This is a genomic window from Neolewinella marina (genome assembly GCF_002631205.1).
In the GTDB taxonomy this organism is placed as follows: domain Bacteria; phylum Bacteroidota; class Bacteroidia; order Chitinophagales; family Saprospiraceae; genus Neolewinella; species Neolewinella marina.
The window spans coordinates 224,200-250,632 of the sequence record NZ_PDLO01000005.1 but is presented as its reverse complement, the minus strand read 5'-3'; the positions used below and the strand labels follow the sequence as shown (position 1 = coordinate 250,632).

The window sequence follows — 26,433 nt, the reverse complement described above, 5'->3', positions numbered from 1 at the left end:
CCCTTCCCCCCTTGGCCCCTTAACCCCCTGACAAGGCCACGCACCCACCCGAGCGAAGCGAGGGATAAATGGCCCGCCCAATCCACTCCTTCACTAATTCACTCCTTCACCCCTTGAAGCATGATCGCAGAAATCAACCACGTAACCCTAATCGTCGATAACCTCGAAGAGGCCGCCCGCTTCTACGAGGAGGAGATGGGGCTGGAGCCCATTCCCGCCTTCGTCTTTGACTACCCCACGGCCTTTTTCCGCATTACCGACTCCACCCAGCTGCACCTGAGCGAGTGGGAGGACAGCCGGTCGTTCCGCGGCCACCTCTGCGTACGGGTCAACGACTTCAGCGAGATGTTCTGGCGCATGAAGGCCCAGGGGCGCATCGATACCGAGCCCTGGGGCAAGGTGCGGCGGCTGCCCGACGGGGCGATGCAGGCCTTCATTCGTGACCCGGCCGGTAACCTGATCGAGTTGACCTCCTTCCCCGGCGACGAGATCGATCCGAAAATATTTGAGGACGAGCTCTACGCCGAGGGACTTTACGTCTCCGGCCGCAACGATTTCCGCGGCTACAAGGCCGAGAACGCTACCCTCTACCATCCCCCCAAGGCATGAAGCACCTCGTTTATTTGCTGGAGCCCGTCGACGAGCGCGCGCTGAAGGAACTGCCCACCGAGCGCTTCGAGGTCATTCCCGCCGGTGACCACCCCGCCGACTTCACCGCCGTCCGGGCCATCGTCGTGCGCGGGAAGGAACAGGTGGACCGGGCCCTGATCGACCGCTGCCCCGGGCTGAAGGTCATCGTACGCAACGGAGTAGGGGTGAACAACATTGACGTGGACTACGCCACCCAGCGGGGCGTGCAGGTGCTCAACGTGCCCGGCCTCAACGCGGCCACCGTAGCCGAGCACACCCTGGGGCTGATGCTGCTGCTGGTGCGCGGCATGTACCGCCTCGTCAACGAAGTGAAGGCCGGAAACTGGGACTACCGTCTGGAGTACGCGGCCCCCGAACTGCGCGGCCTTACGCTGGGCATCGTGGGCAAGGGCGACATCGGCCAGCGGGTGGCGGCGGGCGCGGGTGCCCTGGGAATGTCGGTCCGCCACAGCTCACGCCAACCGGGTGACCGGGCCCAGGGCTACCGGGAACTGCCCGAACTGCTGGCGGAGTGCGACGTAGTAAGCCTCCACCTGCCACTCACCGACGGTACCCGTGGTATGATCGGCGCCGATGCCCTCAGGCAAATGAAGGCCGGCAGCTACCTCATCAATACCGCCCGCGGCGAACTGGTCGACGGCCCCGCCCTGCTGGCGGCCCTGCAAAGCGGGCACCTGGCCGGCTACGCCAGCGACCTGATGGTGAGCGGCGATGCCGCCACCGTCCGCCAGCTGGTGGCCCACCCGAACGTGCTCATCACCCCCCACGCCGCCAGCCTGACGGAGCTGACCTTCTATGAGCTTTCGGAGCGCGGGCTGCGCCACGTGGCGGAATTCCTGGACGGCAAACCGATCGGGGAGGAGTACCGGGTGAACCGGATCTGACCGGGTTGGGAAGGCCAATCGCTGCGGACCGGAACCCGCGCGCCGCCGCCCCCTGACTTGCAGATGCCGGGCCGTGTAGTATTTTAAAGCCAGTAAAATACTGCCATGACCAAACGCCTGCTTTTTCCCCTCCTTTTCCTGTTCGGCGGCCTGCTTGTCGCCCAGGACACTTCCGACAAACCGGAAGAAATTACCGGCATGCCCCTCCGCAACGTGGGCCCCGCCTTCGTCTCCGGCCGCATCGCCGACATTGCCGTCGACCCCACGGACGAACACACCTGGTACGTGGCCGTGGGCTCCGGCGGACTGTGGAAAACCGAGAATTCCGGCATTACCTGGGACCCCATCTTCGACGACTACCCCAGCTACTCTACCGGCGCCGTCACCGTGGACCCCAGCAACAGCGCCCGCATCTGGCTCGGTACCGGCGAGAACGTCGGCGGCCGCCACGTAGGCTACGGCGACGGGCTCTACCGCAGCGACGACGCCGGCAAGACCTGGAAAAACATGGGATTGAAGGACTCGGAGCACATCTCCGAGATCATCGTCCACCCCGACAACTCCGATGTCGTCTGGGTAGCCGCCCAGGGGCCCCTCTGGTCCAAAGGTGGCCAGCGCGGGTTCTATATGACCACCGACGGCGGGGAAAGCTGGCAACGCACCCTCGGCGACGACGAGTGGACCGGGGTGACCGACATCATGGTCGACCCCCGCAACCCCGACGTGATCTACGCCGCCACTTGGCAGCGCCACCGCACCGTAGCGGCCTACCTCGGCGGCGGACCCGGTTCGGGCATCCACCGCAGCCGCGACGGCGGCAAGACCTGGCAGAAGCTCACCACCGGGCTGCCCACCTCCAACATGGGCAAGATCGGCATCGCTATCAGCCCCCAGAACCCCGACGTGGTCTACGCGGCCATCACCCTCGACCGCACCAGCGGCGGCGTGTGGCGCTCCGAGAACCAGGGCGCCAACTGGGAAAAGATGAGCAACACCGTCAGCGGCGGCACCGGCCCCCACTACTACCAGGAGCTCTACGCCAGCCCCCACGCCTTCGACCGGCTGTACCTGATGAACGTCCGCGTACTGGTGACCGACGACGGTGGCAAGAACTTCCGCGAACTCCGCGAGGAGCGCAAGCACTCCGACAACCACGCCCTGGTGTTCCGGGAAGATGACCCCGACTACCTGCTTATCGGCACCGACGCCGGCCTCTACGAAAGCTTCGACCTGGCCGAGAACTGGCGCTTCATCGACAACATGCCCATCACCCAGTACTACAAGGTGGCCGTCGACGACCGCGAGCCATTCTACCACATCTTCGGCGGTACCCAGGACAACGGCAGCCACGGCGGCCCGAGCCGTACCGACAGCGATGCCGGCATCCTGAACGGCGACTGGTACAAGACGCTCTTCGCCGACGGCCACCAGTCGGCCACCGAACCCGGTAACCCCGACATCATCTACGCCGAAACCCAGCAGGGTGGCCTGCACCGCGTCGACCTCAAGACCGGCGAACCCGTACTCGTACAGCCTCAGCCCCGGGAAGGTGACCCCCACGAGCGCTTCAACTGGGACGCCCCCATCGTGGTGAGCCCCCACGACCCCAAGCGGCTGTACTTCGCCAGCTACCGCGTATGGCGCAGCGACAACCGCGGCGACGACTGGCAGCCCATCAGCGGCGACCTGACCCGCAACGAGGAGCGCCTCGCCCTGCCCATCATGGGCGGTACCCAGAGCTGGGACAACGCCTGGGATGTGAAGGCCATGTCGAACTACAATACCATCACCTCCCTGTCGGAATCCCCCGTCCGCGAGGGCCTCATCTGGGCCGGCACCGACGACGGTATCCTGCAGGTGACCCAGGACGGCGGCGACAGCTGGACGAAAATCATGGTGAAGGCCATGCCCGGCGTGCCCGAGCGCGCCTTCATCAACGACGCAAAGGCCGACCTCTACGATGCCAATACCGTCTACGTCAGCCTCGACAACCACAAGGAAGGCGACTTCAAGCCCTACCTCTTCAAGAGCACCGACCTGGGCAAGAGCTGGACGAACCTGGGCAGCAGCCTCCCCGACCGCACCCTGGTCTGGCGACTGGTACAGGACTTCAAGAAGAAGGACCTGCTGTTCATCGGCACCGAAAACGGCATCTACGCCTCCCTGAACGGGGGAGGGGAATGGAAGAAACTCGCCGGCACCCCCACCATCCCCTTCCGCGACCTGGCCATCCAGAAGCGGGAGAACGACCTGGTGGGCGCCAGCTTCGGCCGCAGCTTCTGGGTGCTGGACGACTACAGCCCCCTGCGCGAAATGACCGACGCCAACCTGGCGCAGGAAGCCTACCTCTTCCAGCCCCGCGACGCCTGGTGGTACAGCCCCCGCGACAATGACCCCGGCGTGGGCGCCAACGTATACGCCGCCGACAATCCTGACTTCGGGGCCGTATTCACCTACCACCTCAGTGAGGGCTTCACCAGCAAGGAGAAGCAACGCAAGGAGCGGGAGAAGGAGCTGGCCAAGGCCGGCAAAAACATCCCCTTCCCCGGCTACGAAGCCCTGGACGCGGAGAAAAACGAAACCGCCCCCACCATCTGGCTGACGGTCTATGACGCCGACGGGCAGGTCGTCCGCAAGATTGAGGGGGAAGCCAAGGAAGGCCTCCACCGCACGGCCTGGGACCTGCGTTACCCCAGCTTCCGCGCCGTACGCCCCGGGCAGACCGGCGAAGGTGGCGGCCGTTGGTCGAGTGGCCCCCTGGCCGCTCCCGGTGAGTACTCCGTAACCCTGTCGAAAGAGGAAAACGGTGAGGTGCGCCAGTTGGCGGGCCCCGTCAGCTTCCGCGTCAAGCCCCTCCACGAGCCCACCATCGAGGGCCCCGATCCGGCCGAATACCAGGCCTACCGCCAGGAAGTACGCGCCGTACAGGACCAGCTCGCGGCCGTGCAGGAGTTCATGGACCAGGCCAATGAGCAGGTGGCCGCCATGGAGGTTGCCCTCAAGCGGGCCGCCACCGAACCGGGTGAACTCGACGGCAAGATTTACCAACTGCAGCAGCGGCTCACCGAACTCAACCGGAAGGTGAACGGCAGCCCGAGCCGCGACGAGGTAGGGGAGCGAAACGACCCCACGATCAGCGACTTCTTCTCTACCGGATACCGCGGCCTTACCACCACCTACGGGCCTACGGGCAACCACCGGCGGAGCCTCGGCATCGCCGCCGACCGCCTGGAGACGCTGATGCCGGAGATCGTGCGCCTGCGCGACCAGACCATCCCAGACCTGCAGCGCGCACTGCGGCAGGCCGGTGCCCCCTACATCATCGGCGCCAGCCACCGTTAACAACTACGATACCTAAACTATGGCCCACGGCGGGCAGTTACTTATAGAGCCCTAACCCGATTACCCGCCGTGGGCTATATTAGGCAGGTATAACCCCCGAAAAGAGCGAAAATTCGCTATCTCAGTATGGACACAGCGCAGAAAAAGACCGCCGACCCGAAGGCAGCATCTACGACCGCTAAGAAAAACGGCGTACCTAAAGGATTGAAATACAGCAAGGAGCAGTACCTGGAATGGTACACCCTCATGTTGCGCATCCGCCGCTTCGAGGAGCGCGCCCTGATGGCCTACGGCCAGCAGGACGTCCGCGGTTTCTGCCACGTCTACATCGGCCAGGAAGCCGTCGCCGCCGGCATCGAAAGCGCCATCACCAAAGATGACGGAATTGTGACGGCCTACCGCCAGCACGGCACCGCCATCGGTCGGGGAGTAGACACCAAGGCCGCCATGGCCGAACTCTACGGCAAGGCCACCGGCGTAGTGAAGGGCAAGGGAGGCTCCATGCACTTCTTCAGCCGCGAGCACAACTACTACGGCGGCAACGGCATCGTAGGGGCCCAGATCCCCATCGGCACCGGCATCGCCCTGGCCGAGAAGTACAAAAAGACCAAGAACCTCTGCGTCGTCATGTTCGGCGACGGTGCAGCCCGTCAGGGTGCCCTCTGGGAAAGCTGGAACATGGCCATGACCTGGAAGGTCCCCGCCCTCTACATCTGCGAGAACAACGGCTACGCCATGGGCACCAGCGTGGAGCGGACCAGCAACGTAACCGACCTGAGCAAGCTGGGCGCCAGCTTCGACATGCCGAGCGAAAGCGTCGACGGCATGGACCCCGAAGCCGTCCACGAGGCCGTATCCCGCGCCGCCGAGCACATCCGCTCCGGCAAAGGGCCCTACTACCTCGAAATCAAGACCTACCGCTACAAGGGCCACTCCGTATCGGACCCCGCCCGCTACCGCGAAAAGGACGAGGTGAAAACCTACCAGGACCGCGACCCCATCAAGGTCACCGAAAAGCTGATCCTGGATAACGAAGTAGCCACCGAGGCCGAGATCAAGGCCATCAAGGACGCCGTCAAGGCAGAGATCGCCGAAGCGGCCCAGTTCGCCGCCGACAGTCCCTACCCGGACCCCGCGGACCTATACACCGACAACTACTCCCAGCCGTACCCCTTCCTCACCTAGGCGTAGCTCACCTTCACCATTCCCGTTGATGGCCGACGAAATCGCCGGCGAATGATCCGGTTGGATTCCGCTGGATTACCGTATCTTTGCGCGACTTTTCCAGCTGCGCTCGGGTGCAGCGGCTCGTATTTACACTTATTATGGCAAGAAAGAATAATATAGGACGCCGTCCAACCGGCACTCCCCGCGGCGGACGCCCCACGGGTGATGAGCAAGTGCGCGTACAGGAAGACGATACCCTCGTCGACATCGTGGAAGTACGGGACCAGGGTCTCGATTTCTTCGAACGCAACCGCAAGCCCATCATCATCGCCGTGGTGGCCCTCATCGCGATCGTTGCCGGTGCCCTCCTGTATCATACCTTCATCCAGCGACCCGCTGAGCGCAACGCCGCCGAGCAGATGCAGCAGGCCCAGTACCAGTTCGAGCAGGACAGCTTCAGCCTGGCCCTGACCAACCCCGGACAGGGGTACCCCGGTTTCCTGGACATCGCCGACCAGTACTCCAGCACCAAAGCCGGTAACCTGGCCAACTACTACGTTGCCGTCAGCTACCTGAACCTCGGGCAGTACGAAGCCGCCCTGGATTACCTCCAGGACTTCGACGCCGAAGGGGAGCTGCTGCCCGCCATGAAGATGGGCGTGATGGGTGACCTGCAGAGCGAGCTCGGCGACTTCGACGCCGCCATCAGCTCCTACCGGGAAGCCGTGGACGAGTCGGGCAAGAACTTCCTTACCGGAGGCTACTACCTCAACAAACTTGGTCTGCTGCTGCGCGAGCAGGGCCGGAACGAGGAGGCCCTCGCGGCCTTCCGCCGCCTTAAGGCGGAGTTCGGCAACAGCACCGAAGCCGCCCAGGCCGATAAATACATTGCCGCACTGGAGGGCTAGCCCCCGGTGATGGTCCCAATAAAAAAGCCCCCCGATGCCTTGGCGTCGGGGGGCTTTTTTATTGGAGCGACTAGGCCCCGAACTGCCGGTGCAGCAAGCGGAGGGTCTTGAGTTTCTTGCCCCCATCGTCAAAAATGGAGATCAGGTACAGCCCGTCGGGCAGGTGCTCGATGTCGTAGCCCTCGCTGCCGGCCTCGCCGGTGAAGGAGCGGATCTGACGGCCCAGGGTATTGGTGACCTCCACCCGGCCGATGCGGACGCCGCGGGGCGCCTCCACGAAAAATTTATCGACCGCCGGGTTCGGGTAGAGCCGGACGGTAGTGGGCGTCGGGCGGGTCTCGATGGCCGTCGGCGGCGTCTGCGCCTGCTGGGTCACCGTGGTGGTGATGGAAGCCGTAGCCAGTACGGTGCCGGGCAGGGTGAGGTCGGTAAACCGAATCTCGGTGGAGCCCGACCCGGTGACGCCGTCGGGCCGCATGACCACGTAGAAGGTGGCCGACTGCCCGGGGCCCAGGCTGATGTGGCGGCCGTTGTGCTGCTCGGCCTCGGAAACGACGTAGGGCGTGGCGCGACTTACGCGGTCCAGGGCCCGGTAGGTCCAGGCCCGGGGCCGGGGGCGGCTGACCGTCTCCCGCATCAGCTGGATGGTGCGGCCGCTGTTGTTGGTCACCACTACCGAGGTGACGTCCTCAAATCCTTCGTCGAGGTTATCCACCACGATCTGCTTGCTGATTTCCGCCGGTTCCACCCGCAGCGGACTCCCTTGCTGGGCCGCCAGGGGGCAGCAGGGCAGGAGGGGGAACAGCAGGGCAAGGAAGGTTTTCATTCCGGGCGGGGGAGTCAATCTACAAGGTAGGAACGGTGTTCGGTCCGCAAGGTTAAGCAGGAGAACAATATTAATGGGAAGGGGCCCCACCGGGGCGGGTGGGTTTGGAGTTTAACATTTAATTACTTCCCTACCTTTGCGCGCTATGAAAGTATCGCTCAACTGGCTCAAGGAATACCTCGATATCGACCTGCCCCCGGCGCGGATTGCCGAGGTTCTCACCGGCACCGGACTGGAGGTGGAAGGAATGGAAAAGGTGGAATCGGTCCCCGGCGGCCTCGAAGGCGTGGTCGTAGGCCAGGTGCTCACCTGCGGTAAGCACCCCGGCGCCGACCGCCTGTCGCTCACCAGCGTCGACGTAGGCGGGGCGGAGCCCGTGTCCATCGTCTGCGGAGCCCCCAACGTGGCCGCCGGCCAGCACGTGATGGTCGCCACCGTAGGCACCACCCTTTACCCCACCGAAGGCGAACCCCTGACCATCAAGAAGGGCAAGATCCGCGGGGAAGTAAGCGAAGGCATGATCTGTGCCGAGGACGAACTCGGTCTGGGCACCAGCCACGACGGCATCCTCGTTCTGGACAAGGCCTACCCCGCCGGCACCGCGGCCGCCGAGGTATTTGAACTGGAGACCGACTACGTCTACGAAATCGGCCTGACGCCCAACCGCTCCGACGCGACCAACCACCTTGGCGTGGCCTTCGACCTGGCCGCCGCCCTGAGCGTGGAAGAAGGCCGCAAGGTCAAGGTGGAGAAGCCCGACGTCGCGGCCTTTACGGAGGGTGAGGCACCCGCGTTCAGCGTCCGGATAGAAGACCCCACCCAGGCCCCCCGCTACGCCGGCCTGCTCATCGAAAACCTGAAGGTGGAGCCCAGTCCCGACTGGCTCCGCGCCCGCCTGAACGCCATCGGCGTCCGGCCCATCAACAACGTGGTCGACGTGACCAACTACGTGCTCCACGAACTGGGGCAACCCCTGCACGCCTTCGACGTCGACAAGCTGGGGGGCAACGGCATCGTGGTGCGGAAGCTCCCGGAGGGAACCGAATTCCAGTCGCTGGACGAGGAGGACCGCAAGCTCTCGGCCGACGACCTCATGATCTGCGACGCCAACGACCAACCCCTGTGCATTGCCGGCGTATTCGGGGGCGCCAGCAGCGGGGTGAGCGACTCGACCACCCGCATCTTTCTCGAGTCCGCCCACTTCGACCCCGGCACCACCCGCCGCAGCAGCATGCGCCACGGCCTGCGCACCGACGCGGCCCGCATCTTCGAGAAGGGCAGCGACCCCAACGTGGTGGTCTACGCCCTCAAGCGGGCCTCTCTGCTACTGGAGTCCCTGGCCGGTGGCCGCGTAGCCAGTAAACTGCTCGACCTCTACCCCACGCCCATCGAACCGCGGCGAGTCACCGTACGCTACCGACGCATCAACGAGCTAATCGGGGTGGAGCTGGGCGAGTCGACCATCCGCAACATCCTGGGCAGTATGGACATGGAGATCGTGGCCGACGACGGCACCGGATTCACCGTGGCCGTACCAACCAACAAGTTCGACGTGACCCGGGAAGTAGACGTGATCGAGGAGATCCTGCGCGTCTACGGTTTCAACAAGATTCCCGAGCCGGCCACGATCACTACGGCCATGGTGGTGGCCCCCCGGCCCGACCCTAACGCCCTGCGCGAACTGGTGGGCGACCTGCTGGCCGCCAACGGCTACCTGGAAATGATGGCGCTGAGCCTGGCCGAAGGCCGCCACTACGGCGACCGCGACGACCTGGTGCGCATCAACAATACCAGCAACGTCCACCTGGACGTCATGCGCCCCGACCTCCTCTTCGGTGCCCTGGAGGCCGTGCGCCACAACCACAACTTCAGCCAGCGCGACCTGCGCCTCTTCGAATTCGGCCGCAGCTACCGCCTCGAGGGCGACGACTACCGGGAAACGAACCACCTGACCCTGACCCTGACCGGGCGGCGGCAGCCGGAGTCGTGGCACGACGCCTCGGACGACCGCGCCGACTTCTACACCCTGAAGGCGGCCGTCCACCTGGTGCTGCAGCGGCTCGGCATCGACAACTACCGTACGGCCGACGCCCCGGAGGGGGATTACCGCTACGGCCTGCGCTACCACAAGGGGCCCCTGGTGCTGGTGGATTTCGGCGCGGTCGCGGGTGCCCGTCTCGAGCAGGCCGACGTGAAGGGCGGGGTGTTCTTCGCGGATTTCCACTGGGACAACCTGCTGCGCGTACTGCCCCGCAAGCCGCAGGCGGTGACCACCCCGGGTAAATACCCCACCGTGCGCCGCGACCTGGCCCTGGTGGTAAACCGGGAGGTGGCCTTCGCCGACATCGAGCGGCTGGCCCGCAAGGCCGGAAAGCAGCTCATCACCGACATCAACCTCTTCGACGTTTACCGCAACGAGGAGCAGATGGGGGCCGGCAAGAAGAGCTACGCCGTGAGCTTCCTGCTGGAGAGCGACGCCCGCACGCTGACCGACAAGGAGGTGGAAAAGGTGATGCGCAGCGTGGAGGCCGTACTGGGCAAGCAACTGGGGGCGGAGGTTCGCCGTTAATTCATAACTTTACCCCGGAACACAAGCGGAAGGAGACCGGGCGTTCCCACCCTTCCGGCGGTCTGCCGGCAGTGGTGTAACCCAGGCCCTTCAACTACCTATCCACCACACGATTATGAAACCGGCAAACCAAATTGACGGCCTTGAAATAAAACTCCGGCAACTCGCCGCCAAAGTAGAGCGCCAACGGGTGCAGCACGAGGCGACCGTTACCGAAAACGAAAACCTGAAACGGGAACTCGACCGCCAGCTCGGCGTCGTGAGCGCGTTGAAGGACAAGCTAGCGCAGACCCAGCAGCCCGTCGCTGCCGGGAAAGCACCAGCCGACAACGACGACCAAAGGGAGGCCATCCAGTTTTGCCTCCGCGAGATCGACCGTTGCCTCGACTGGCTTCACCGTAACTAAGTCATGGCAGCAGCAGATACAGCCCAGGATAATAAACCGATCAGCGTGGTCATTGCGGGCCGCCCCTATCCCATCCGCGTCGCGGAAGCCGAGGAAGAAGGGTTGCGCGCCCTCGTCAAGGAAATCAACGATCGCTTCAACGACTTTCAGATTAAGTACCGCGACCGGGACAAGCAGGATTGCCTGGTCATGACCCTGCTGACCTACGCCAGCGAATTGCGCAGCGCCCGCGAGCAAGCCGACCCCGGCAGCGACGCGGAACTGACCCAGCGGCTCGCGAAGCTGAACGACTTAGTTGAGGGGATGCTCTAGCGAGCTTCACTTCTACAACTTAATTTGACAATGGAAATCATCATCGGGCTCGCCATCGGGCTCCTCGTAGGCGCAGCGATCGCCTACTTCATCTTTGGCGGCAAGGCCAAGGAGCAGGACAATGCCCACCAGCTGGAAGCCGAAAAACTCCTGGCCGACGCCCGGCTGAAAGCCGAGAAGATCCAGGCCGACGCCGAACTGAAGGCCGAAAAGACCTTCGCCGAATACCGCGACAAACAGGAAGCCTTCAAGAAGCAGAAGATCGCGGAAAGCCGCGAGAAATTCGCCCGCTACAAGGAAGAGTTCAAGCAGGAAAAGGCCGAAGAGCTCATCGAACTCCGCGAGAAACGCGAAGCCCTCAAGGAGGAGCAGGCCGCCATGCGCGAGGAGCGCGCCGGCTTCAAGGCCGAACTCGACGAGGTGCTCAAGGCCAAGGAAGGACTGAAGAAGCGGGAGGAGGAAATCGAATCCCGCAAGCAGGAACTCGACCTCGAGATCGAGCGCACCCGCGAAAAGCAGGAGGAACTCGAGTCCCAGCACGAGCGCTTCACCGCCGAGCTGGAACGCATCGCCGGCCTGAGCCAGTCGGAAGCCAAGCAGCGGCTGCTGGAGGACGTACGCGCCAAATCGGAAAACGAAGCCCTGAGCCTCCGCCGCGAACTGCTGTCCGAAGCCAAGGAAGACGCCGCCAAGGACGCCCGCAAGGTGGTCATCAACACCATCCAGCGGATGTGCGCCGAGATGACCATCGAGAACACGGTATCGGTCTTCAGCCTCGACAACGACAACGTCAAGGGACAAATCATCGGCCGTGAGGGCCGCAACATCCGGGCCATCGAGGCCGCTACCGGCGCCGAGCTGGTGGTCGACGATACCCCGGAAACCATCGTCATCAGCAGCTTTGACCCCATCCGCCGGGAAGTCGCCCGCCTGTCGCTCAAGCGGCTCGTCAGCGACGGCCGCATCCACCCCGCCCGCATCGAGGAGGTGGTCAACAAGACCCGCAAGGAACTCGAGCAGGGCATCAAGGAGATCGGACAGAAGACGGTCATCGAGCTGGACATCCACGGACTGCCTGCCGAGCTGATCCGCATGGTGGGCCGGATGCGGTACCGCAGCAGCTACGGACAGAACCTGCTCAAGCACAGCGTGGAAACCGCCCACCTCTGCGCCGTTATGGCCGCCGAAATGGGCCTGAACAAGAAACAGGTGAAACTGGCCAAGCGGGCCGGACTGCTCCACGACATCGGCAAGGTAGCCGACGAGGACAGCGAGCTCAGCCACGCCCTCTACGGGATGCAGCTGGCCGAGAAGCTGAACGAGAACCCCATCGTGGTCAACGCCATCGGCGCCCACCACGACGAGATCGAGATGAACAACATCATTTCCCCCATCGTCCAGGCCTGCGACGCCATCAGCGGCGCCCGGCCCGGCGCCCGGCGGGAGATCCTGGAAGGCTACATCAACCGGATCAAGGAACTGGAGGACATCGCCAAGAAGAACGAAGGGGTGAACTCCGCCTTCGCCATGCAGGCGGGCCGCGAGCTCCGCGTCATGGTCGAAGCCGACAAGGTGAGCGACCAGCACGCCGACGAACTGAGCTTCAAGATCAGCCAGGAAATCCAGGAAACGATGCAGTACCCCGGCCAGATCAAGGTGATGGTGATCCGGGAAACCCGGTCGGTGGCCTACGCCCGGTAAATCTCCGGCAGTTGCCAAAAATGAAGCGGCCCGTATTCCTGACAGGAATACGGGCCGCCCTGTTTTAACGGACCATCAACCGGCCGCTGAACGCCCGGTTGCCGTCGGGAACAAAGAGGGTGTAGAGGCCCGGCGGCAGGTCGTTGACCGCCAGCTGCGCTTCCCGGCCTGCGCTGCCGGAAATATCCTGGCGGCGTACCTCACGCCCGTCCGCTCCGTAGAGGATGGCCACGGTGGGGGAGAGTACCTCCTCCAGCGACAGCCGGACCAGGTCGGTGGCCGGATTGGGGTAGATGCCCAGGCGGCCGGCCACCACTTCCGGTACGGAGGTGCTCAGGTCGAAGCGGAGCGGCCAACCAAGATCAAAGAGGATGCCCAGGGTAACCGGTCCGGGGTCGTGGACGGCCTCACCCGCCGCTACCGAGGGGGTCATCAGGGCATTGGGGCGGCCGGCCCGGTAGGTGTTTTCGTCGAGGTGGCTGACGCTGCTGCCCACGTCGAAGGTCTCCGGCGCAAAAAGGGGCACGGGCTCGCCGTTGTTCTTGGCTACCGCGCTGTCGCCCACGAAGTCGAGCCGTTCGATTACGGCCGCCAACAATTCCGGACTGGGACTTGGGAAGAGGGTCGCGTCAACGAGCGAACGGCCGGGGGGCGTCTCCAGGAACAGGTCGTAGATGATGAAGCGGTTGTTGAAGCCGATGCTCACCGAAGTGTCGCTGGTACTGTCTACGCTGCTCAGGAAGCCCAGGCCATGGCCCAGTTCGTGGAGGAAGACGGTGGAGAGGTCAATGCGGTTGCGGGGCACCCGGCCGTCGGTGCTGAAGTTCCAGTTTGCGGTGCTGTTCACCACGACGTTGATGTCCGCTTCGGTGGTTTCGTTCAGGTCTTCCCCCACGATGGCTTCCGCCAGGGCCACGGGGTACCAGACGTCGGGGTCCACCGCCCCGGGGAAGGCGCGGTAGATCGTGCTCGGACCGGCGCTGGCCAGCAGGCGATCGTCCTTTTCGTCGCGCCAGTCGACCTCTACGCGGATGGGCACGTCGGACTGCAGGTAGCTGCCCCAGATGTCGGCCGCGAACTGCATGCTGGCGCGGGCCGCTTCGGGGACGCTGTCGGTGAACACCAGGTTAAAGGTGGTGGTGATGGGCGCCGACCCGTCGACGAATTCCGCGCGGGGGGGCTGGAAGGCCCCGACCGCGGTGTCGCGGGTGAAACAGGTGATGATGTGCCCGGAGCTGTCGATGGCGTCCTGGGCGGTCAGGGAGGTGCAGAAGAGGAGAAGCAGGAAGGCGAAGCGCATCGGGTCGTTGGTTTGCGGTTACCGGCGGGCCGCTGGGAGACGAATCCTGGCTTCGCCGGAGGCTACTGAAAGATCTTGAGGGTGGCGGTGTAATCCAGGGAATCGGCCTTGGCGTACTCGATAGCGCGGGTTGCCGTAGCCTCTGCCTTGTCCTGCTGCCCGGTCTTGTGGTAGAGCCAGGCCAGGGTATCCAGGTTGGGGTAGTAGGTACGCAAGGCTACGGATTTTTCCGCCCATTCGATGGCCTGGGCCAGCTGCTTGGGATCGTCACTCTCTTCAAAGAAAGTCCACGCGAGGCTGTTTAGTTCGGTGTAATCCTCGCTGGGGTAGGTGGAATAATGTTCCATCGCCCGGGGCAGGTAGCTTTCCATATCGCCGGTGCGCTCGTAGTAGATCAGGGCGTAGGCCGAATGGAGCTGATCGGCCAGCTCTCCGGCGTTTTCGGCGTAGTAGCCGGCAATCTCCTCGGGGGCCACGAGGCTGCGCTTGCGGTTTCGCCGGTGGTAATCGTTGACCAGGGCGCGCTGGATCGTCTGGGTGGCGATGCCGGCTTCGAGGGTGGTTTCCGCGAGGGTGGCGTGCTCGATGAGGAAGTTCATGCGCTGGCTCCCGACCTGGCCGGGGCTGGTGACGAGCAGGCGGAGGTTGGACGGCGTGGTCCAGTCTTTTTGGGTATCGAGGAAGTCGCTCACCAGCCGGTCGGCCCGCTCCTCTTCGTTGCTGGCCGCCAGGGCCTGGGCGAAGGTGGCCATGAACTCCGGGTCGCGGTCGCCGGATTGGTAGCGGTTCTCCAGGGCCCCGAGACTCAGGTCGGAGACGGCCACGTCGGCCAGTTCGAGCAGGGCGGGTTTGGGGATGTAGCCAATGCCCCGGTGCACCAGTTCGCCCTCACCGTTGACGAAAAGGTAGGTAGGGTACACCGCCACCGAGTAGCGGCGGGCCAGGTCGATGCCCTCGCCGCGTTCCATGTTGAACTTGGCGTTGATGAAGCGGTCGTTGTAGACTTTTCCTACCTCCGGGTCCGGGAATACCTTGGCGGTCATCATCTTGCAGGGGCCGCACCAGGTGGTGTAGGCGTCGATAAAGATGAGTTTGTCCTCGGCCCGGGCGCGGGCCAGGAGGTCTTCGAAGGGTTGCTCGGCGAAGACGATCCCCTCGCTTTCCTGGGCGGAAAGAGAAAGGGACAGCAGCAGGGGGAGGAGGGTGAGGTACTTCATATCGTGCGCCAGCCGAGCCGGCGGAGTTTAGATGAATCGATGCGTTTGCCACCGGCCCCGCCGGGAAGGAAGGGCTTGGGGGCACGGCCGGCGGAGCGAAACAAATTACCGTAAAATTCCCGCTTGCTGGGGTGTTCCGCGCCGCAGACGTTGTAGGTCCCGGTAGCCCGGGTGTCGAGGATAAAACGCAGGGCACTGAGTGCTTCGTGCCGGGAAAGCATATTGACCGGGGCGTCACCAGCGGGTATGGCGTCCCGCAGGCGGAAAAAGTCGACCGGATCGCGGCCGGGGCCGTACAACCCACCCAGCCGCAGTACGCTCAGGGTGGAGCAGTGATCGGCCAGCCACCGTTCAGCGGCCACTACGGCGCTGGCCGAATGAGTATCGGGGTCCACGGGTGTCTCCTCGGTAACCGGGCCACCTACCGACCGACCGTACACCCCGGTACTGCTGGTGTACACCACGTGCAGGTCATCGCGCAGGAAATCACGCAGGGGTGCAAGGGCCGCCAGGTATTGGCCGGTGGTGGCCTCGCCGTGCCTCCGTCCGCCGGGGGGAAGGGTAATCACCAGACTGCTGGCTCCTGCCAAAAAGGCCTCGAGGGGGGCGGCCAACTCCGGCAGGTCGATCATGAAGGGCTCGCCGCCCGCCCGAATCACGGCTTCGCGGCCCGCCTCGCGACGGTAGCTGCCCCGGACGCCCCGGTCGGAGGACAAGTCTGCAATGAGGGAGAGGCCGAGCCAGCCGGCACCCAAAACGGCTACCTGGGGAAGGGACATGGAGTGGGGGAATTAGTGATGTGTCCGGGCAAAAGTAAGCCCGCCGACAGAGGTGGGAGAAGCGTAATCAAAATATTTACAGATGGAGATAAAGGCGAATAATCTAATCTTTTTGATTGCGAAATACGGGGCAATTGCGTACTTTTGCAACGGTCGCAACGACCAGGATCAGCCCCCCGCGGGCACCGGCTTAACATGTTTTGAGTGAGTATTTACGGAAGGAGGGCGCGGAATGTCCTCCTTTCCTTTTTTTGCAACCTGTTACGGGAGTCCCGGTGCTGCACCGGGGCTCTTTTTTTATTGAACCCTGGCCGGGGGCGCTGACGTATCATTGCGGTATGGCGGAAACTCCCTTTGAACGATTCCGGCGGCTCACCGGCAGCGCCCACTTCCTGACGGTGGCCAAACCGGAACGGGTAAGCGCCTATCTGACCGAGTCGGATTTTCTGATTCCCGGAGAGGAAATCCTCCACGTTACGCCGGCCGGGGAGGGCAACATGAACGTCACCCTGCGGGTGATCACCAACCGCCGGCAGTTTATCGTCAAGCAAAGTCGACCCTGGGTGGCCCGCTTTCCGGACATCGAGGCACCGGTGGCCCGCATTCTGGTCGAGCGGCATTTTTACCAGGCCATCGCCGGCGATCACTTCCTGGTGGGGCGGATGCCCGAGATCCTGCGCGCCGACGCCCGCAATTACGTCTTAATCCTGGAGGACCTGGGCGTAGTGCCAGACCTGACCAGCCTGTACCAGGAGGAGGAAGACATCTCCCGGTCGCAGCTCAGCACCCTGTTGCAGTTCGCCAGCCGGCTGCACCACCTCCACATCCCGGAATTCGAAGACAACCGCGCGCTCAAGGAGCTGAACCACCAGCACATCTTTGACCTGCCGTTTCGGCCGGACAACGGCTTCCCTCTGGACGCGATCTACCCCGGACTGGCCAAGGTGGCCCTGCCCTTCCAGCACGACGAGCGTTTGCGCGCCGCGGCGCGGGAGCTGGGGCAACGGTACCTGGGCCGGGGAACCTGTCTGGTGCACGGCGATTTCTACCCGGGCAGCTTCCTCCGAGCCGAACGCAGGGTATTCGTCATTGACGCGGAATTCGCCCACCTCGGGCGACCGGAATTCGACGTGGGCGTACTGATGGCCCATCTGCTGATGAGCCGCGCGCCCGAGAAGCGGCTGCTGCAAATCGACACCGACTACGACAAACCGTCAGGTTTCGACGCCTCTCTCACCCGGAGCTTCTGCTACGTGGAGATCATCCGGCGCCTCATCGGCATCGCCCAGCTGCCCGTTACCCTCTCGCTGGATGAGCGCAAACAACTGCTCGAGCGGGCCCGGGCCGGATTGCTCTAGTTCAACCACCTTCACGGTCAGTTCGTTAGTATGACCCCGTGACAGAATGTCGCTTCACCCCCATTGGCGCGGATTATGCCTGTCCAGGCTGGCGGCTTGCGGTATCTTAGCCCCCGGGCTTGGCCCGGAACCCGCGGACCCGCCCTTCCAATTTAGAAAAGATAGCTTACTATGTTCAAGGCCCTAAAGAAATTGTTCGGTTCGAAACAGGACCGCGACGTTGCTGCTTATCAGCCCGTCGTCGATGAAATCAACGAAATTTACAAGGGCCTGGCGACGCTGTCCAACGACGCGCTGCGGCAGCGGACGGATGACTTCCGCGCCCGCATCGCTGAATACCTGGCGGAGATCGACGCGGAGATCAAGCGGCTGCGTGCCGAGGCGGAGGCCGAAGAGGACTTCCACCGCAAGGACGAGATTTACAAGGAGGTCGACCGCCTGGGCGACCAGCGCAACGAGGAACTGGAGGTGGTGCTGAAGGAAATCCTACCCGGGGCCTTCGCTACCGTGAAGGAGGCCGCCCGCCGCTTTACGGAAGGCCCACTGGTGGTGACCGCCACCGACGCCGACCGGGAGCTGGCCGCCAGCAAGGACTACGTCTCGATCGACGAGAACGGACAGGCCGTCTACCAGAACAAATGGATCGCCGCCGGCGGCGAGATCGAGTGGAACATGGTCCACTACGACGTACAGCTGATCGGCGGACAGGTACTCCACGACGGCAAGATCGCCGAGATGCAAACCGGTGAGGGTAAGACCCTGGTGGCCACCCTGCCCGCCTACCTGAACGGCCTGAGCGGCCGCGGCGTACACGTGGTGACCGTGAACAACTACCTGGCCCAGCGTGACGCGGAGTGGATCGGACCGGTGATGCAGTTCCTGAAGCTCAGCATCGACTGTATCGACCTCTACCGCCCCCACAGCCCCCAGCGGGTGAAGGCCTACGCCGCCGACATCACCTACGGCACCAACAACGAATTCGGCTTCGACTACCTGCGCGACAACATGGTGCGGGCCACGGCCGACAAGGTGCAGCGCAACCACCACTTCGCCATGATCGACGAGGTGGACTCGGTGCTCATCGACGACGCCCGTACCCCCCTGATCATCTCCGGCCCGGTGACCACCAACACCGAAGACCAGGACTACCTGGAACTGAAACCCGCTATCGAGCGGCTGATCGAACAGCAGCAGAAGACGGCCCACAAGTTCCTCACCGAGGCCAAGCGGCTCTTCAAGGAGGGCTACCACGGTAGCGAGGAAGGCGAGGCCGGCCTCGCCCTTTTCCGGGCCTACCGCGCCTACCCCAAGAGCCGCCCGCTGATCAAGTTCCTCTCCACGGAAGGTGCCCGGGTACTCCTGCAGAAGACGGAGAACACCTACATGGCCGAGAACAACAAGCGGATGCCGGAGGTGGACGCCGAGCTGTACTTCACCATCGACGAGAAGAACCGCCAGGTGGACCTGACCGACAAGGGCACCGAATTCCTGAGCAAGTACAACGAAGACCCAAACTTCTTCATCCTGAACGACCTGGCCACCAGCATGGCCGAGGTGGACAACCGCAAGGACCTGAGCAAGGAGGAGAAGGCCCTGGCCAAGAACAAGCTGGCCCAGGACTTCGGCGTGAAGTCGAACCGCCTCCACGCCATCTCCCAGCTGCTGAAGGCCTACGCCCTCTTCGAGCGCGACAGCGAGTACGTAGTGATGGATGGCCAGGTGAAGATCGTCGACGAGCAGACCGGCCGGATGATGGAAGGCCGCCGCTACTCCGACGGCCTCCACCAGGCCCTGGAAGCCAAGGAGAACGTCAAGGTGGGGGAACTCACCCAGACCTACGCCACGGTGACCCTGCAGAACTACTTCCGCATGTACCACAAACTGTCGGGCATGACGGGTACGGCCGAAACCGAAGCCGGGGAATTCTGGGAGATATACAAGCTGGACGTGGTGGTCATCCCCACCAACCGCCCCATCCAGCGCGACGATCGCAACGACCTGATCTACAAGACCGACCGGGAGAAATTCAACGCCGTCATCGACGACATCGTCGACCTCAGCAACGCCGGCCGCCCCGTCCTGGTGGGTACCACCGCGGTGGACATCAGCGAGAAGCTGAGCCGCATGCTGAAGTTGCGCGGCATCGACCACAACGTGCTGAACGCCAAGCAGCACCAGCGAGAAGCCGACATCGTGGCCGAAGCCGGCCGCCCGGGCAAGGTGACCATCGCCACCAACATGGCCGGCCGGGGTACCGACATCAAGATCAGCGACGAGGTGAAGAAGGCCGGTGGCCTGGCCATCGTGGGCACCGAGCGCCACGACAGCCGCCGCGTCGACCGCCAGCTGCGCGGTCGTGCCGGACGCCAGGGTGACCCCGGCTCCAGCCAGTTCTACATCAGCCTGGAAGACAAGCTCATGCGCTACTTCCAGAGCGACCGCATCGCCAAATGGATGGACCGCGCCGGCCACAAGGAAGGCGACGTGATCCAGGCCGGCATCGTGACCAAATCGATCGAGAACGCCCAGAAGAAGGTGGAGGAGAACAACTTCGGCATCCGCAAGCGGCTGCTGGAGTACGACGACGTGATGAACATCCAGCGGGAGGCCATCTACCGCAAACGCGACAACGCCCTGAGCGGGCAGCGGCTGAGCCTGGACCTGAACAACTCCTTCGAGGGTCTCATCGACGACATCGTCTACGCCCACAAGCAGAACGGCAGCTTCGAAACCTTCCGCCTGGCCACCCAGCGCCTGCTCGGCTTCGAGCCGGAGGTGAAGGCCGAGGATTTCAAGCAGAAGAAGGCCAATGACCTGGCCGACGACCTGCTGCGGGAGTTCCGCGCCTTCTACGAAGGCAAGATGCGCACCCTCATCGAGCGCGTCATGCCCCATATCCGCAAGGTCGACGAGGAGCAGCCCGGCCGCTACCGCCGCATCGTGATTCCCTTCACCGACGGCAGCACCCACCCCCTGCAGATTACGGCCGACATCGAGCGGGCCCTGGAGACGGACGGCAAGAGCATCAAGTCGGACATCGAGAAGGCCGTCACCCTGGCCATCATCGACGAGAACTGGAAGGAGCACCTGCGCTCCATGGACGAACTGAAGACCTCCACCAACATGGCCTCCTTCGAGCAGAAGGACCCCCTGGTGGTGTACAAGATGGAGTCCTACAACCTCTTCGAGGAGCTCATCAGCCGCATCAACGAGAAGACCACCAGCTACCTGGCCAAGGGCGACCTGGTCATTGCCCAGCCTACCGACATCCAGGAGGCCCGCGCCCCCCGCAGGGTGGTGGCACCGCCCACCCAGGTGAACCGCAGCAGCGAGCCGGAGCCCGCCGCGGCGGCCGCCCGTCAGGCCGCCGAGGCGGCCAGCCAGCCGGAAAAGGTAGAAACCTTCCAGCGTGATTCGGCCAAGATCGGCCGCAACGACCCCTGTCCCTGCGGGAGCGGCAAGAAGTTCAAGCACTGCCATGGGCGGTAGGCGACGTATATTTGCCCCCCGTTTCCGAACGGCTTACTAACACCAGACCCCCTCCCGGCTTGAACACGATCATCGACCATACTTTTCTGAGTCCCCAGGCCACCGCCGACGACATTCGGCGGCTCTGCGGGGAAGCGGTGAACCATGGGTTCCGGGCCGTGTGCATCCCGCCCTACTTCGTCTCCCGGGCCCGTACCGAGCTGAACGATTCCGAGGTGCGCATCGCCACCGTGATCGGCTTTCCCTACGGATACTGTGAAACCCCGATCAAGGTAGCCGAAGCCCGGCGCTCGATCGAGGAGGGGGCCGACGAGCTGGACATCGTGATCAACGTCGCCGCCGTCAAGTCCGGCGACTGGAACTACATCAAGACGGAGATCGAACAGATGGCCACCACCGTCCGCCTGAAGGGCAAGGTGTGCAAACTGATCCTGGAAATGGGTGTTCTTACCGAAGAGGAAGCCGACCGACTGGTGGAGATCTGCAACGTCGTCCGCCCCGACTTCGTGAAGACCTGCTCCGGCGTACAGGGCGGAGTGACCGTTGACCAGGTTCGCTTCCTGCGGGCTAACTTACATCCGGAGATCAAGATCAAGGCGAGCGGTGGCATCCGCACCCAGGCCGAGGCCCAGGCCCTGGTGGATGCCGGAGCCGACCGCCTGGGCACCTCCTCCGGCCTTGCCATCATCGAATAAGCACCATCCGCCATGCGCACCATCGTCTGTCTGCTCGCCCTCTTCCTGACTACGGCCACGGCCTCGGCCCAGCGGATGCTGGCCATCACCCCCGACCCCGACGTCAGCCGCGTGCTGGACCTGTTCGCCGCGGTGTGTGAGCGCAACGACAAGATCGACGGCTGGCGCGTGCAGCTGCTGGCCACTACGGACCGGCAGAAACTCGAGACCACCGAACGGGAGTTCAAGGTGAATTACCCGAGCGTCACGGTGGACTGGGTGCACAACAAACCCTATTACAAACTCCGCGCCGGGGCCTTCTTTACCCGGCAGGAAGCGGAGCGGCTCCGGCAGCGACTCAGCCGGGAATACGAAGGCGTCTACCTGGTCAAGGCCGAGGTAGACGAGCGGGAGCTGCTCGAGATGTATTAAAGCTATCATGGCCAGAATTTCGCTGAAGCGGGCGCGTACGGATGTGACCACCATCATCCTGTACATCTTCCTCGTGTCCACGGGCCTGCTGATGGTAAATTCGGTCGGGGCGCCCCCCGAGGGCTACACTTCCAGCCTGGTCGACCGCCTGGCTTCCCCCGTCGGCAAGCAGTTTATCTGGGTGCTCATCTCGGCCGGAGCCTGGGTGGTTACGAACTACCTCATCGACCGCAAGGTGTGGATCGTCGGGGCCTATCCCATCTACGCCGTTACCGTGTTGCTGCTCATTCTGGTGCTGGTGGCCGGCAAGGAGATCAACGGTGCCCGATCCTGGTTCAGCGTCGGCGGGCTCACCTTCCAGCCCAGTGAGTTGGCCAAGTTCGGCGCCTGCCTTGCCATGGCCGCCTTCATGAGCCAGTACAGCGGCAAGCTCGAGAGCTTGCGGGCCGTAGTGTACGCCACCCTCATCTGGCTGATCCCGGCGGTGATCATCCTCGGCCAACCCGATATGGGCTCTACCCTGGTGTTCGCCGGCTTCCTGCTCGTGATGTACCGCGAGGGCCTCAATCCGCTCATTTTCATTCTGGGGGGCTTCACGGCCCTCATGGTCGTGCTGGGCATCATCTTTTCCCTGGAGGGACTGCTGGTGGCCCTGTTGTCGCTGTGTCTGGCCCTTTTCGCCTTTTCCCTGCCGCGTCGGTCGCTGCTGTGGGGAGGTGGGGCGGTGACCGCGGGTGCCGGGGCCTTCTTTGCCCTCCAGGCCGGGTTTGGGTGGCCGGTGATCGGCGCGTTGGCCGCCGCGCTACTGGCGGCTTCGATCTATCATCTGCTACAGCGCAATACCCGGCTGGTGGGCGTCAGCCTGCTTTTCCTGCTGTGGGGCCTGGCCCTTACCTCCGCCAGCAACTACGTGTACACCAACCAGCTGCTGCCTTCCCACCAACACGAGCGGTTGGTGGTGTGGCTCCACCCCGAGGATGCCGACCCTCGGGGATCCTACTACAACCTCCTCCAGTCCAAGCTGGCCATCGCGGCCGGGGGCGTGACGGGGCGGGGGCTGCAGCAGGGTACCATGACCCGCTTCGATTACGTGCCGGAGCAGCAGACCGACTTCATCTTCTCCGCGGTGGGGGAGGAGCAGGGCTTCGTGGGTGCCGGCACCCTCATTGTCCTCTTTTTCGTTCTCCTGTGGCGCATCACCGTCCTCGCCGAGCGGCAGCGCCGCACCTTCGCCCGCGCCTACGCCTACGGGGTGGCCGGCATCCTGCTGGTCCACTTCCTGGTCAATATCGGCATGACCATGGGGCTGATCCCGGTGATCGGGATTCCGCTGCCCTTCATCTCCAAGGGGGGGTCCTCCCTGCTCAGCTTTACCATGATGCTGGCCGTACTGCTCAAGCTGGACAAGCACCGCGACGAGGTATAGCAAAAAAAATCCTCCGCAGGCCGAAGCCTACGGAGGATCCAATGGTAATTAGAACACTAAAAGTTGAAGCGATAACCGCCCGTAAGCTGGTTCACGCTGAAGAAGTTGCGGGTAGAGAAGTCGGCGAAGACCCGGCCATTGCCTACCGGCAGGTAGGTGCCCACCAACAGGTTGATGGCGGGGCGGAAGTTGAGCTGGTCGCTGTTCTCGCTGTCCTTGATCTGCATGGCCCCGATGCCCATACCGGCGTAGGGGATCAGCCCCGTCGACTCCGAACGCTCGGCGATGATGGGGTACACCAGGTTTCCGAAGATACCGAAGGTAGTGGGACTGCCAATGCCAAAATAAGCTTCCGGCATGAATTCCGCCCGCTGGTCGGGACCTAATTTGTAGTGCCACCGCAGGCCAAGGCCCAGTCCGGTAGCGTCGCCGAAGTTGAAGCCGGCGGTACCCGACATTCCGGTGTAGGTAAAGTTGGAGAAGAAGCCCTCGGCGTTGTCGTCGGCGAGGAAGACGCCGCCGGTGTTGACGGTGATGTCTTCCAGTCCTACGGTACCGGGCCGGGTAACGACATTACCCAGGGTGTCGCGGTAGGTGACCGATTCCTCGCGGGCGTCCCGGCGGGCGGCGCGGCGCTCGGCGCGCAGCTGGTCCCGTTCGAGGTCAATGCGCTCCTGGGCTTCGGCCTGGGCGCGTTGCAGGCGGGCATTTTCGCGATTGGCGGCGTCGAGGTCGCGGCGCAGCTGGCGGATCTCGTTCATCATCTCACTCTGGTAGTCGGTCAGGTCGCGAACCATTTCCTGGCGGTAATCGTCGTCGTCGCGGTTCTCCTGGATGTTCTCGATGCGGTCGATGAGCCGCCGCTCGAGTTCGTCGATGCGCTCCCGGGCGGTCAGGTTGTTGCTGGCTGCATCATTGCGGCGCTGCTCGAGCTGCTGCTCCAGGTTGTTGATGCGCTCCTGGGTGTCGGCTCCTGCGGTACCGCCACCGGAAGTGGCCCGGCGGGTGGAGTCTAGGCGCTGCTCGAGCATGCGGATGCGGGCTTCGGGGCTCATTTCCGCGCCGTCGCGGGTGCGCTCGATCCGGCGCTCGATGATCTCGATGCGCTCGTCGTCGGGCATCGGTTCCCCGCTGCGGATGCGCATGCGTCCCATGGGCTGGTTCATCCGGTCCTCCAGGCGTTCGATGCGGCGGTTGATCTCGGAGATCTGCTCGCTGCGCAGGTCGGGAGAGCCGGGACTGGCCGCGTTGCGCTGGCCAATGGCGTCGATCAGGCGGTCGATCTGCTCCGATTGGAGGATGATCACGCTTTCGTTGCGGCTGGCCGCCGGGGCGCGGGGAGCTGCGGCAGTAGCCGGCTGGGGCTGGATGCCCAGGGCGGCGTCGATCTCGGCGCGTTCCTGCTGCTGGCGTGCGAACTTGAGCTGGTCATCGCGCAGGGCGAGTTCCAGCTGACGGTCCTCTACCTCTTCCACGATGGCCAGGGCTTCGGCCTGTTCTTCCTTGATGATGGCGGCGGTTTCGACATCGCCGGCGTTCAGGGCGTCGAGGAGCTCTTCGTCCAGGCGGGCGATGGTGTCCTGGTAGCGGCTGCGCAGGGCGGCGAGTTCAAGCTGGTTCTCGAGGCGGATGCTGTCGGCGCGGCGCTCGAAATCCTGCTGCTGGTTGTCCAGCCGTTCCTCCAGGGTGGAGGTGCGGACCACGTCGGGATTCTTGCGGTCCCGACCACCCAGGGTGAAGCCGAGTCCGGTGGTGTACATGATGCTGGTGGTGAGCTGCTCGGTGCTGTTCAGGTCCTCCAGGTCGGAGGCACTGGTGAGCAGGGCGCGCACGCCTCCATTCAGGCGGACGCGTTCGCCGAACTTCAGGTTGACGCCACCGCCACCGGAGGCAAAGCCCTGGCTGGAAGCGGGGGTTTCGTCGGGTTCCAGGTTGTCGTTGTAGCCGTCGGCCAGGTCGATGTAGCCGCCGCCGATGGAGAGGTAGGGGACGAGGCCCGAGGAGGCCTGGCTGAGGTTGAAGCGGAAGTCGCCGCCGTAGAGGGCGATGTCGTCGAAGTCAAAGTTGATGTCCTCTTCCGTCATGCCGCGGTAGTAGAAGCCGCGCAGACTGATGAGGGGGCCAAAGCTGAACCCGGCGGTACCACCGGCGTAGTAGGCGTCGCGGTACATGAGCCCGTCGTCCCAATTGACCTTGGCGAAGCCCAGTTCCACGGGTACGGAGAGGCCGGAGATGCCGCCCTGGAAGTTTTCCAGGTACTTCTGGTCGATGTCGCTGAGCTGTCCCGGACGGCGACCGCCGAGGTAGAACTGCAGGTTGGCGGCTACGCTGTAGGTGCCCACCTGATCGGCGTCGAAGTTGTCGAGGTCGAGGTTGTTGGCCTGCCGCTCCACTTCATCGAAGAGGTTGCGGACGGCATTGCCGGAATAGGCGATGTACTTGCCTTCTACCCCGAAGGTATAGCGGTCGGCGGCGCTCAGGGTGAGGCCGAAGCCGGCGGTGCCGAAAACGTTCTCGGCCCGCTCGAGTCCTTCCCGCTGGGTATCCTGGATACCTCCCCCCAAAAGCAGGTAGGGCAGCAGGGTGCCCCGCCCGACGTTAAGCTTCATCTCGGCGCCGTAGCGGCGCAGGTCCACGCCCTTGTTGGCGAAGGTGGAGTCGATATTGAGGTCGAGACCGGCAAAGTTGGTTTGCTGGTCGATGGTTTGCAGGTAAGTGGCGCGGAGTTCGACATACTCGCCGAAACCGAAGCCGAAGCGCCCGCCGAACATGAAGGCGTCGTCGAGGCCCGATTCGCTGCCGAACCAGTTGTAACTGACCGACGGGGCGATGGTATAGCTTACCCCCCTGACCTGGCTCCTGGCGGTGGTTGCCGTTAGGAGCAATATGGTAAGGAGTAAAAGATTACGCATATAGTTTTAATTTTAGGAGTGGAGTATGCTGTTTGATGTCAATCTGGGCGGCCGATGTTCGTTATATCCCGGCTTACCGG

At 63.7% G+C, this 26,433-nt stretch carries 19 protein-coding genes; 14 read left to right on the top strand and 5 right to left on the bottom strand.

Going from position 1 to position 26,433, the window contains the following annotated elements:
- Window positions 1-120: 120 nt before the first annotated feature.
- The 5 genes from CGL56_RS13215 (at window position 121) to CGL56_RS13195 (ending at window position 6,952) form a co-directional block, all read left to right on the top strand.
- Complete coding sequence (locus tag CGL56_RS13215) at window positions 121-609, top strand: VOC family protein (protein WP_209280317.1); 489 nt, start codon at window positions 121-123, stop codon at window positions 607-609.
- Window positions 606-1,535 carry a 2-hydroxyacid dehydrogenase gene (locus CGL56_RS13210; RefSeq protein WP_099107039.1) on the top strand — a complete coding sequence of 310 codons (930 nt, stop codon included), beginning with the start codon at window positions 606-608 and terminating at the stop codon, window positions 1,533-1,535. The genes CGL56_RS13215 and CGL56_RS13210 overlap by 4 nt, the downstream gene beginning before the upstream one ends.
- A 105-nt stretch (window positions 1,536-1,640) precedes the next feature.
- Window positions 1,641-4,877: a VPS10 domain-containing protein gene (locus CGL56_RS13205; protein WP_099107038.1), complete on the top strand. Its 3,237-nt coding sequence runs from the start codon at window positions 1,641-1,643 to the stop codon at window positions 4,875-4,877.
- A gap of 126 nt (window positions 4,878-5,003) precedes the next feature.
- Window positions 5,004-6,062 carry a pyruvate dehydrogenase (acetyl-transferring) E1 component subunit alpha gene (gene pdhA, locus CGL56_RS13200; RefSeq protein ID WP_099107037.1) on the top strand — a complete coding sequence of 353 codons (1,059 nt, stop codon included), beginning with the start codon at window positions 5,004-5,006 and terminating at the stop codon, window positions 6,060-6,062.
- A 140-nt stretch (window positions 6,063-6,202) separates the two neighbouring features.
- Entirely contained in the window at window positions 6,203-6,952 is a 750-nt protein-coding gene (locus CGL56_RS13195) for a tetratricopeptide repeat protein (protein WP_099107036.1), read from the top strand.
- Window positions 6,953-7,022: 70 nt separating this feature from the next.
- On the opposite strand, the gene CGL56_RS13190 is transcribed toward CGL56_RS13195, so the two are convergent.
- Entirely contained in the window at window positions 7,023-7,778 is a 756-nt protein-coding gene (locus tag CGL56_RS13190) for a T9SS type A sorting domain-containing protein (RefSeq protein WP_099107035.1), read from the bottom strand.
- 145 nt (window positions 7,779-7,923) lie between these two features.
- On the opposite strand from CGL56_RS13190, the gene pheT reads away from it, so the two are divergent.
- From pheT to rny, 4 genes are all read left to right on the top strand, one after another.
- Window positions 7,924-10,347: a phenylalanine--tRNA ligase subunit beta gene (pheT, locus tag CGL56_RS13185; RefSeq protein WP_099107034.1), complete on the top strand. Its 2,424-nt coding sequence runs from the start codon at window positions 7,924-7,926 to the stop codon at window positions 10,345-10,347.
- Between the two features lie 115 nt (window positions 10,348-10,462).
- Entirely contained in the window at window positions 10,463-10,753 is a 291-nt protein-coding gene (locus CGL56_RS13180; RefSeq protein WP_099107033.1) for a hypothetical protein, read from the top strand.
- Between the two features lie 3 nt (window positions 10,754-10,756).
- Window positions 10,757-11,065 (top strand): cell division protein ZapA, encoded by a 309-nt coding sequence (locus tag CGL56_RS13175; RefSeq protein ID WP_099107032.1) that lies wholly within the window; start codon window positions 10,757-10,759, stop codon window positions 11,063-11,065.
- A 30-nt stretch (window positions 11,066-11,095) separates the two neighbouring features.
- Window positions 11,096-12,766 carry a ribonuclease Y gene (rny, locus tag CGL56_RS13170; protein ID WP_099107031.1) on the top strand — a complete coding sequence of 557 codons (1,671 nt, stop codon included), beginning with the start codon at window positions 11,096-11,098 and terminating at the stop codon, window positions 12,764-12,766.
- A 64-nt stretch (window positions 12,767-12,830) separates the two neighbouring features.
- Here the strand turns inward: rny and CGL56_RS13165 are convergent, their stop codons facing one another.
- From CGL56_RS13165 to CGL56_RS13155, 3 genes are all read right to left on the bottom strand, one after another.
- The gene (locus tag CGL56_RS13165; protein WP_099107030.1) at window positions 12,831-14,066 is read right to left on the bottom strand and encodes a T9SS type A sorting domain-containing protein; all 1,236 of its coding nucleotides are present in this window, start codon (window positions 14,064-14,066) and stop codon (window positions 12,831-12,833) included.
- A gap of 62 nt (window positions 14,067-14,128) precedes the next feature.
- Window positions 14,129-15,283 carry a thioredoxin family protein gene (locus tag CGL56_RS13160; protein ID WP_099107029.1) on the bottom strand — a complete coding sequence of 385 codons (1,155 nt, stop codon included), beginning with the start codon at window positions 15,281-15,283 and terminating at the stop codon, window positions 14,129-14,131.
- Window positions 15,280-16,062 carry a Rossmann-fold NAD(P)-binding domain-containing protein gene (locus CGL56_RS13155; protein WP_099107028.1) on the bottom strand — a complete coding sequence of 261 codons (783 nt, stop codon included), beginning with the start codon at window positions 16,060-16,062 and terminating at the stop codon, window positions 15,280-15,282. The genes CGL56_RS13160 and CGL56_RS13155 overlap by 4 nt, the downstream gene beginning before the upstream one ends.
- Window positions 16,063-16,400: 338 nt before the next feature.
- Here CGL56_RS13155 and CGL56_RS13150 point away from each other — a divergent pair, with 338 nt between their 5' ends.
- From CGL56_RS13150 to rodA, 5 genes are all read left to right on the top strand, one after another.
- Window positions 16,401-17,420 carry a phosphotransferase gene (locus tag CGL56_RS13150; protein ID WP_099107027.1) on the top strand — a complete coding sequence of 340 codons (1,020 nt, stop codon included), beginning with the start codon at window positions 16,401-16,403 and terminating at the stop codon, window positions 17,418-17,420.
- 171 nt (window positions 17,421-17,591) lie between these two features.
- On the top strand, window positions 17,592-20,909 hold the full coding sequence (secA, locus tag CGL56_RS13145; protein ID WP_099107026.1) for a preprotein translocase subunit SecA: 3,318 nt from the start codon (window positions 17,592-17,594) through the stop codon (window positions 20,907-20,909).
- A gap of 59 nt (window positions 20,910-20,968) precedes the next feature.
- Entirely contained in the window at window positions 20,969-21,604 is a 636-nt protein-coding gene (gene deoC / locus CGL56_RS13140; protein WP_099107025.1) for a deoxyribose-phosphate aldolase, read from the top strand.
- A gap of 12 nt (window positions 21,605-21,616) precedes the next feature.
- Window positions 21,617-22,015, top strand: coding sequence for an SPOR domain-containing protein (locus CGL56_RS13135; protein ID WP_099107024.1), 399 nt, complete (start codon window positions 21,617-21,619; stop codon window positions 22,013-22,015).
- Between the two features lie 7 nt (window positions 22,016-22,022).
- A complete protein-coding gene (gene rodA, locus CGL56_RS13130; protein ID WP_099107023.1) occupies window positions 22,023-23,441 on the top strand; it encodes a rod shape-determining protein RodA in 1,419 nt (472 codons plus the stop codon).
- A 56-nt stretch (window positions 23,442-23,497) separates the two neighbouring features.
- Here rodA and CGL56_RS13125 read toward each other — a convergent pair whose 3' ends face one another.
- Window positions 23,498-26,353, bottom strand: coding sequence for a coiled-coil domain-containing protein (locus tag CGL56_RS13125; RefSeq protein WP_143470733.1), 2,856 nt, complete (start codon window positions 26,351-26,353; stop codon window positions 23,498-23,500).
- Window positions 26,354-26,433: the final 80 nt, after the last annotated feature.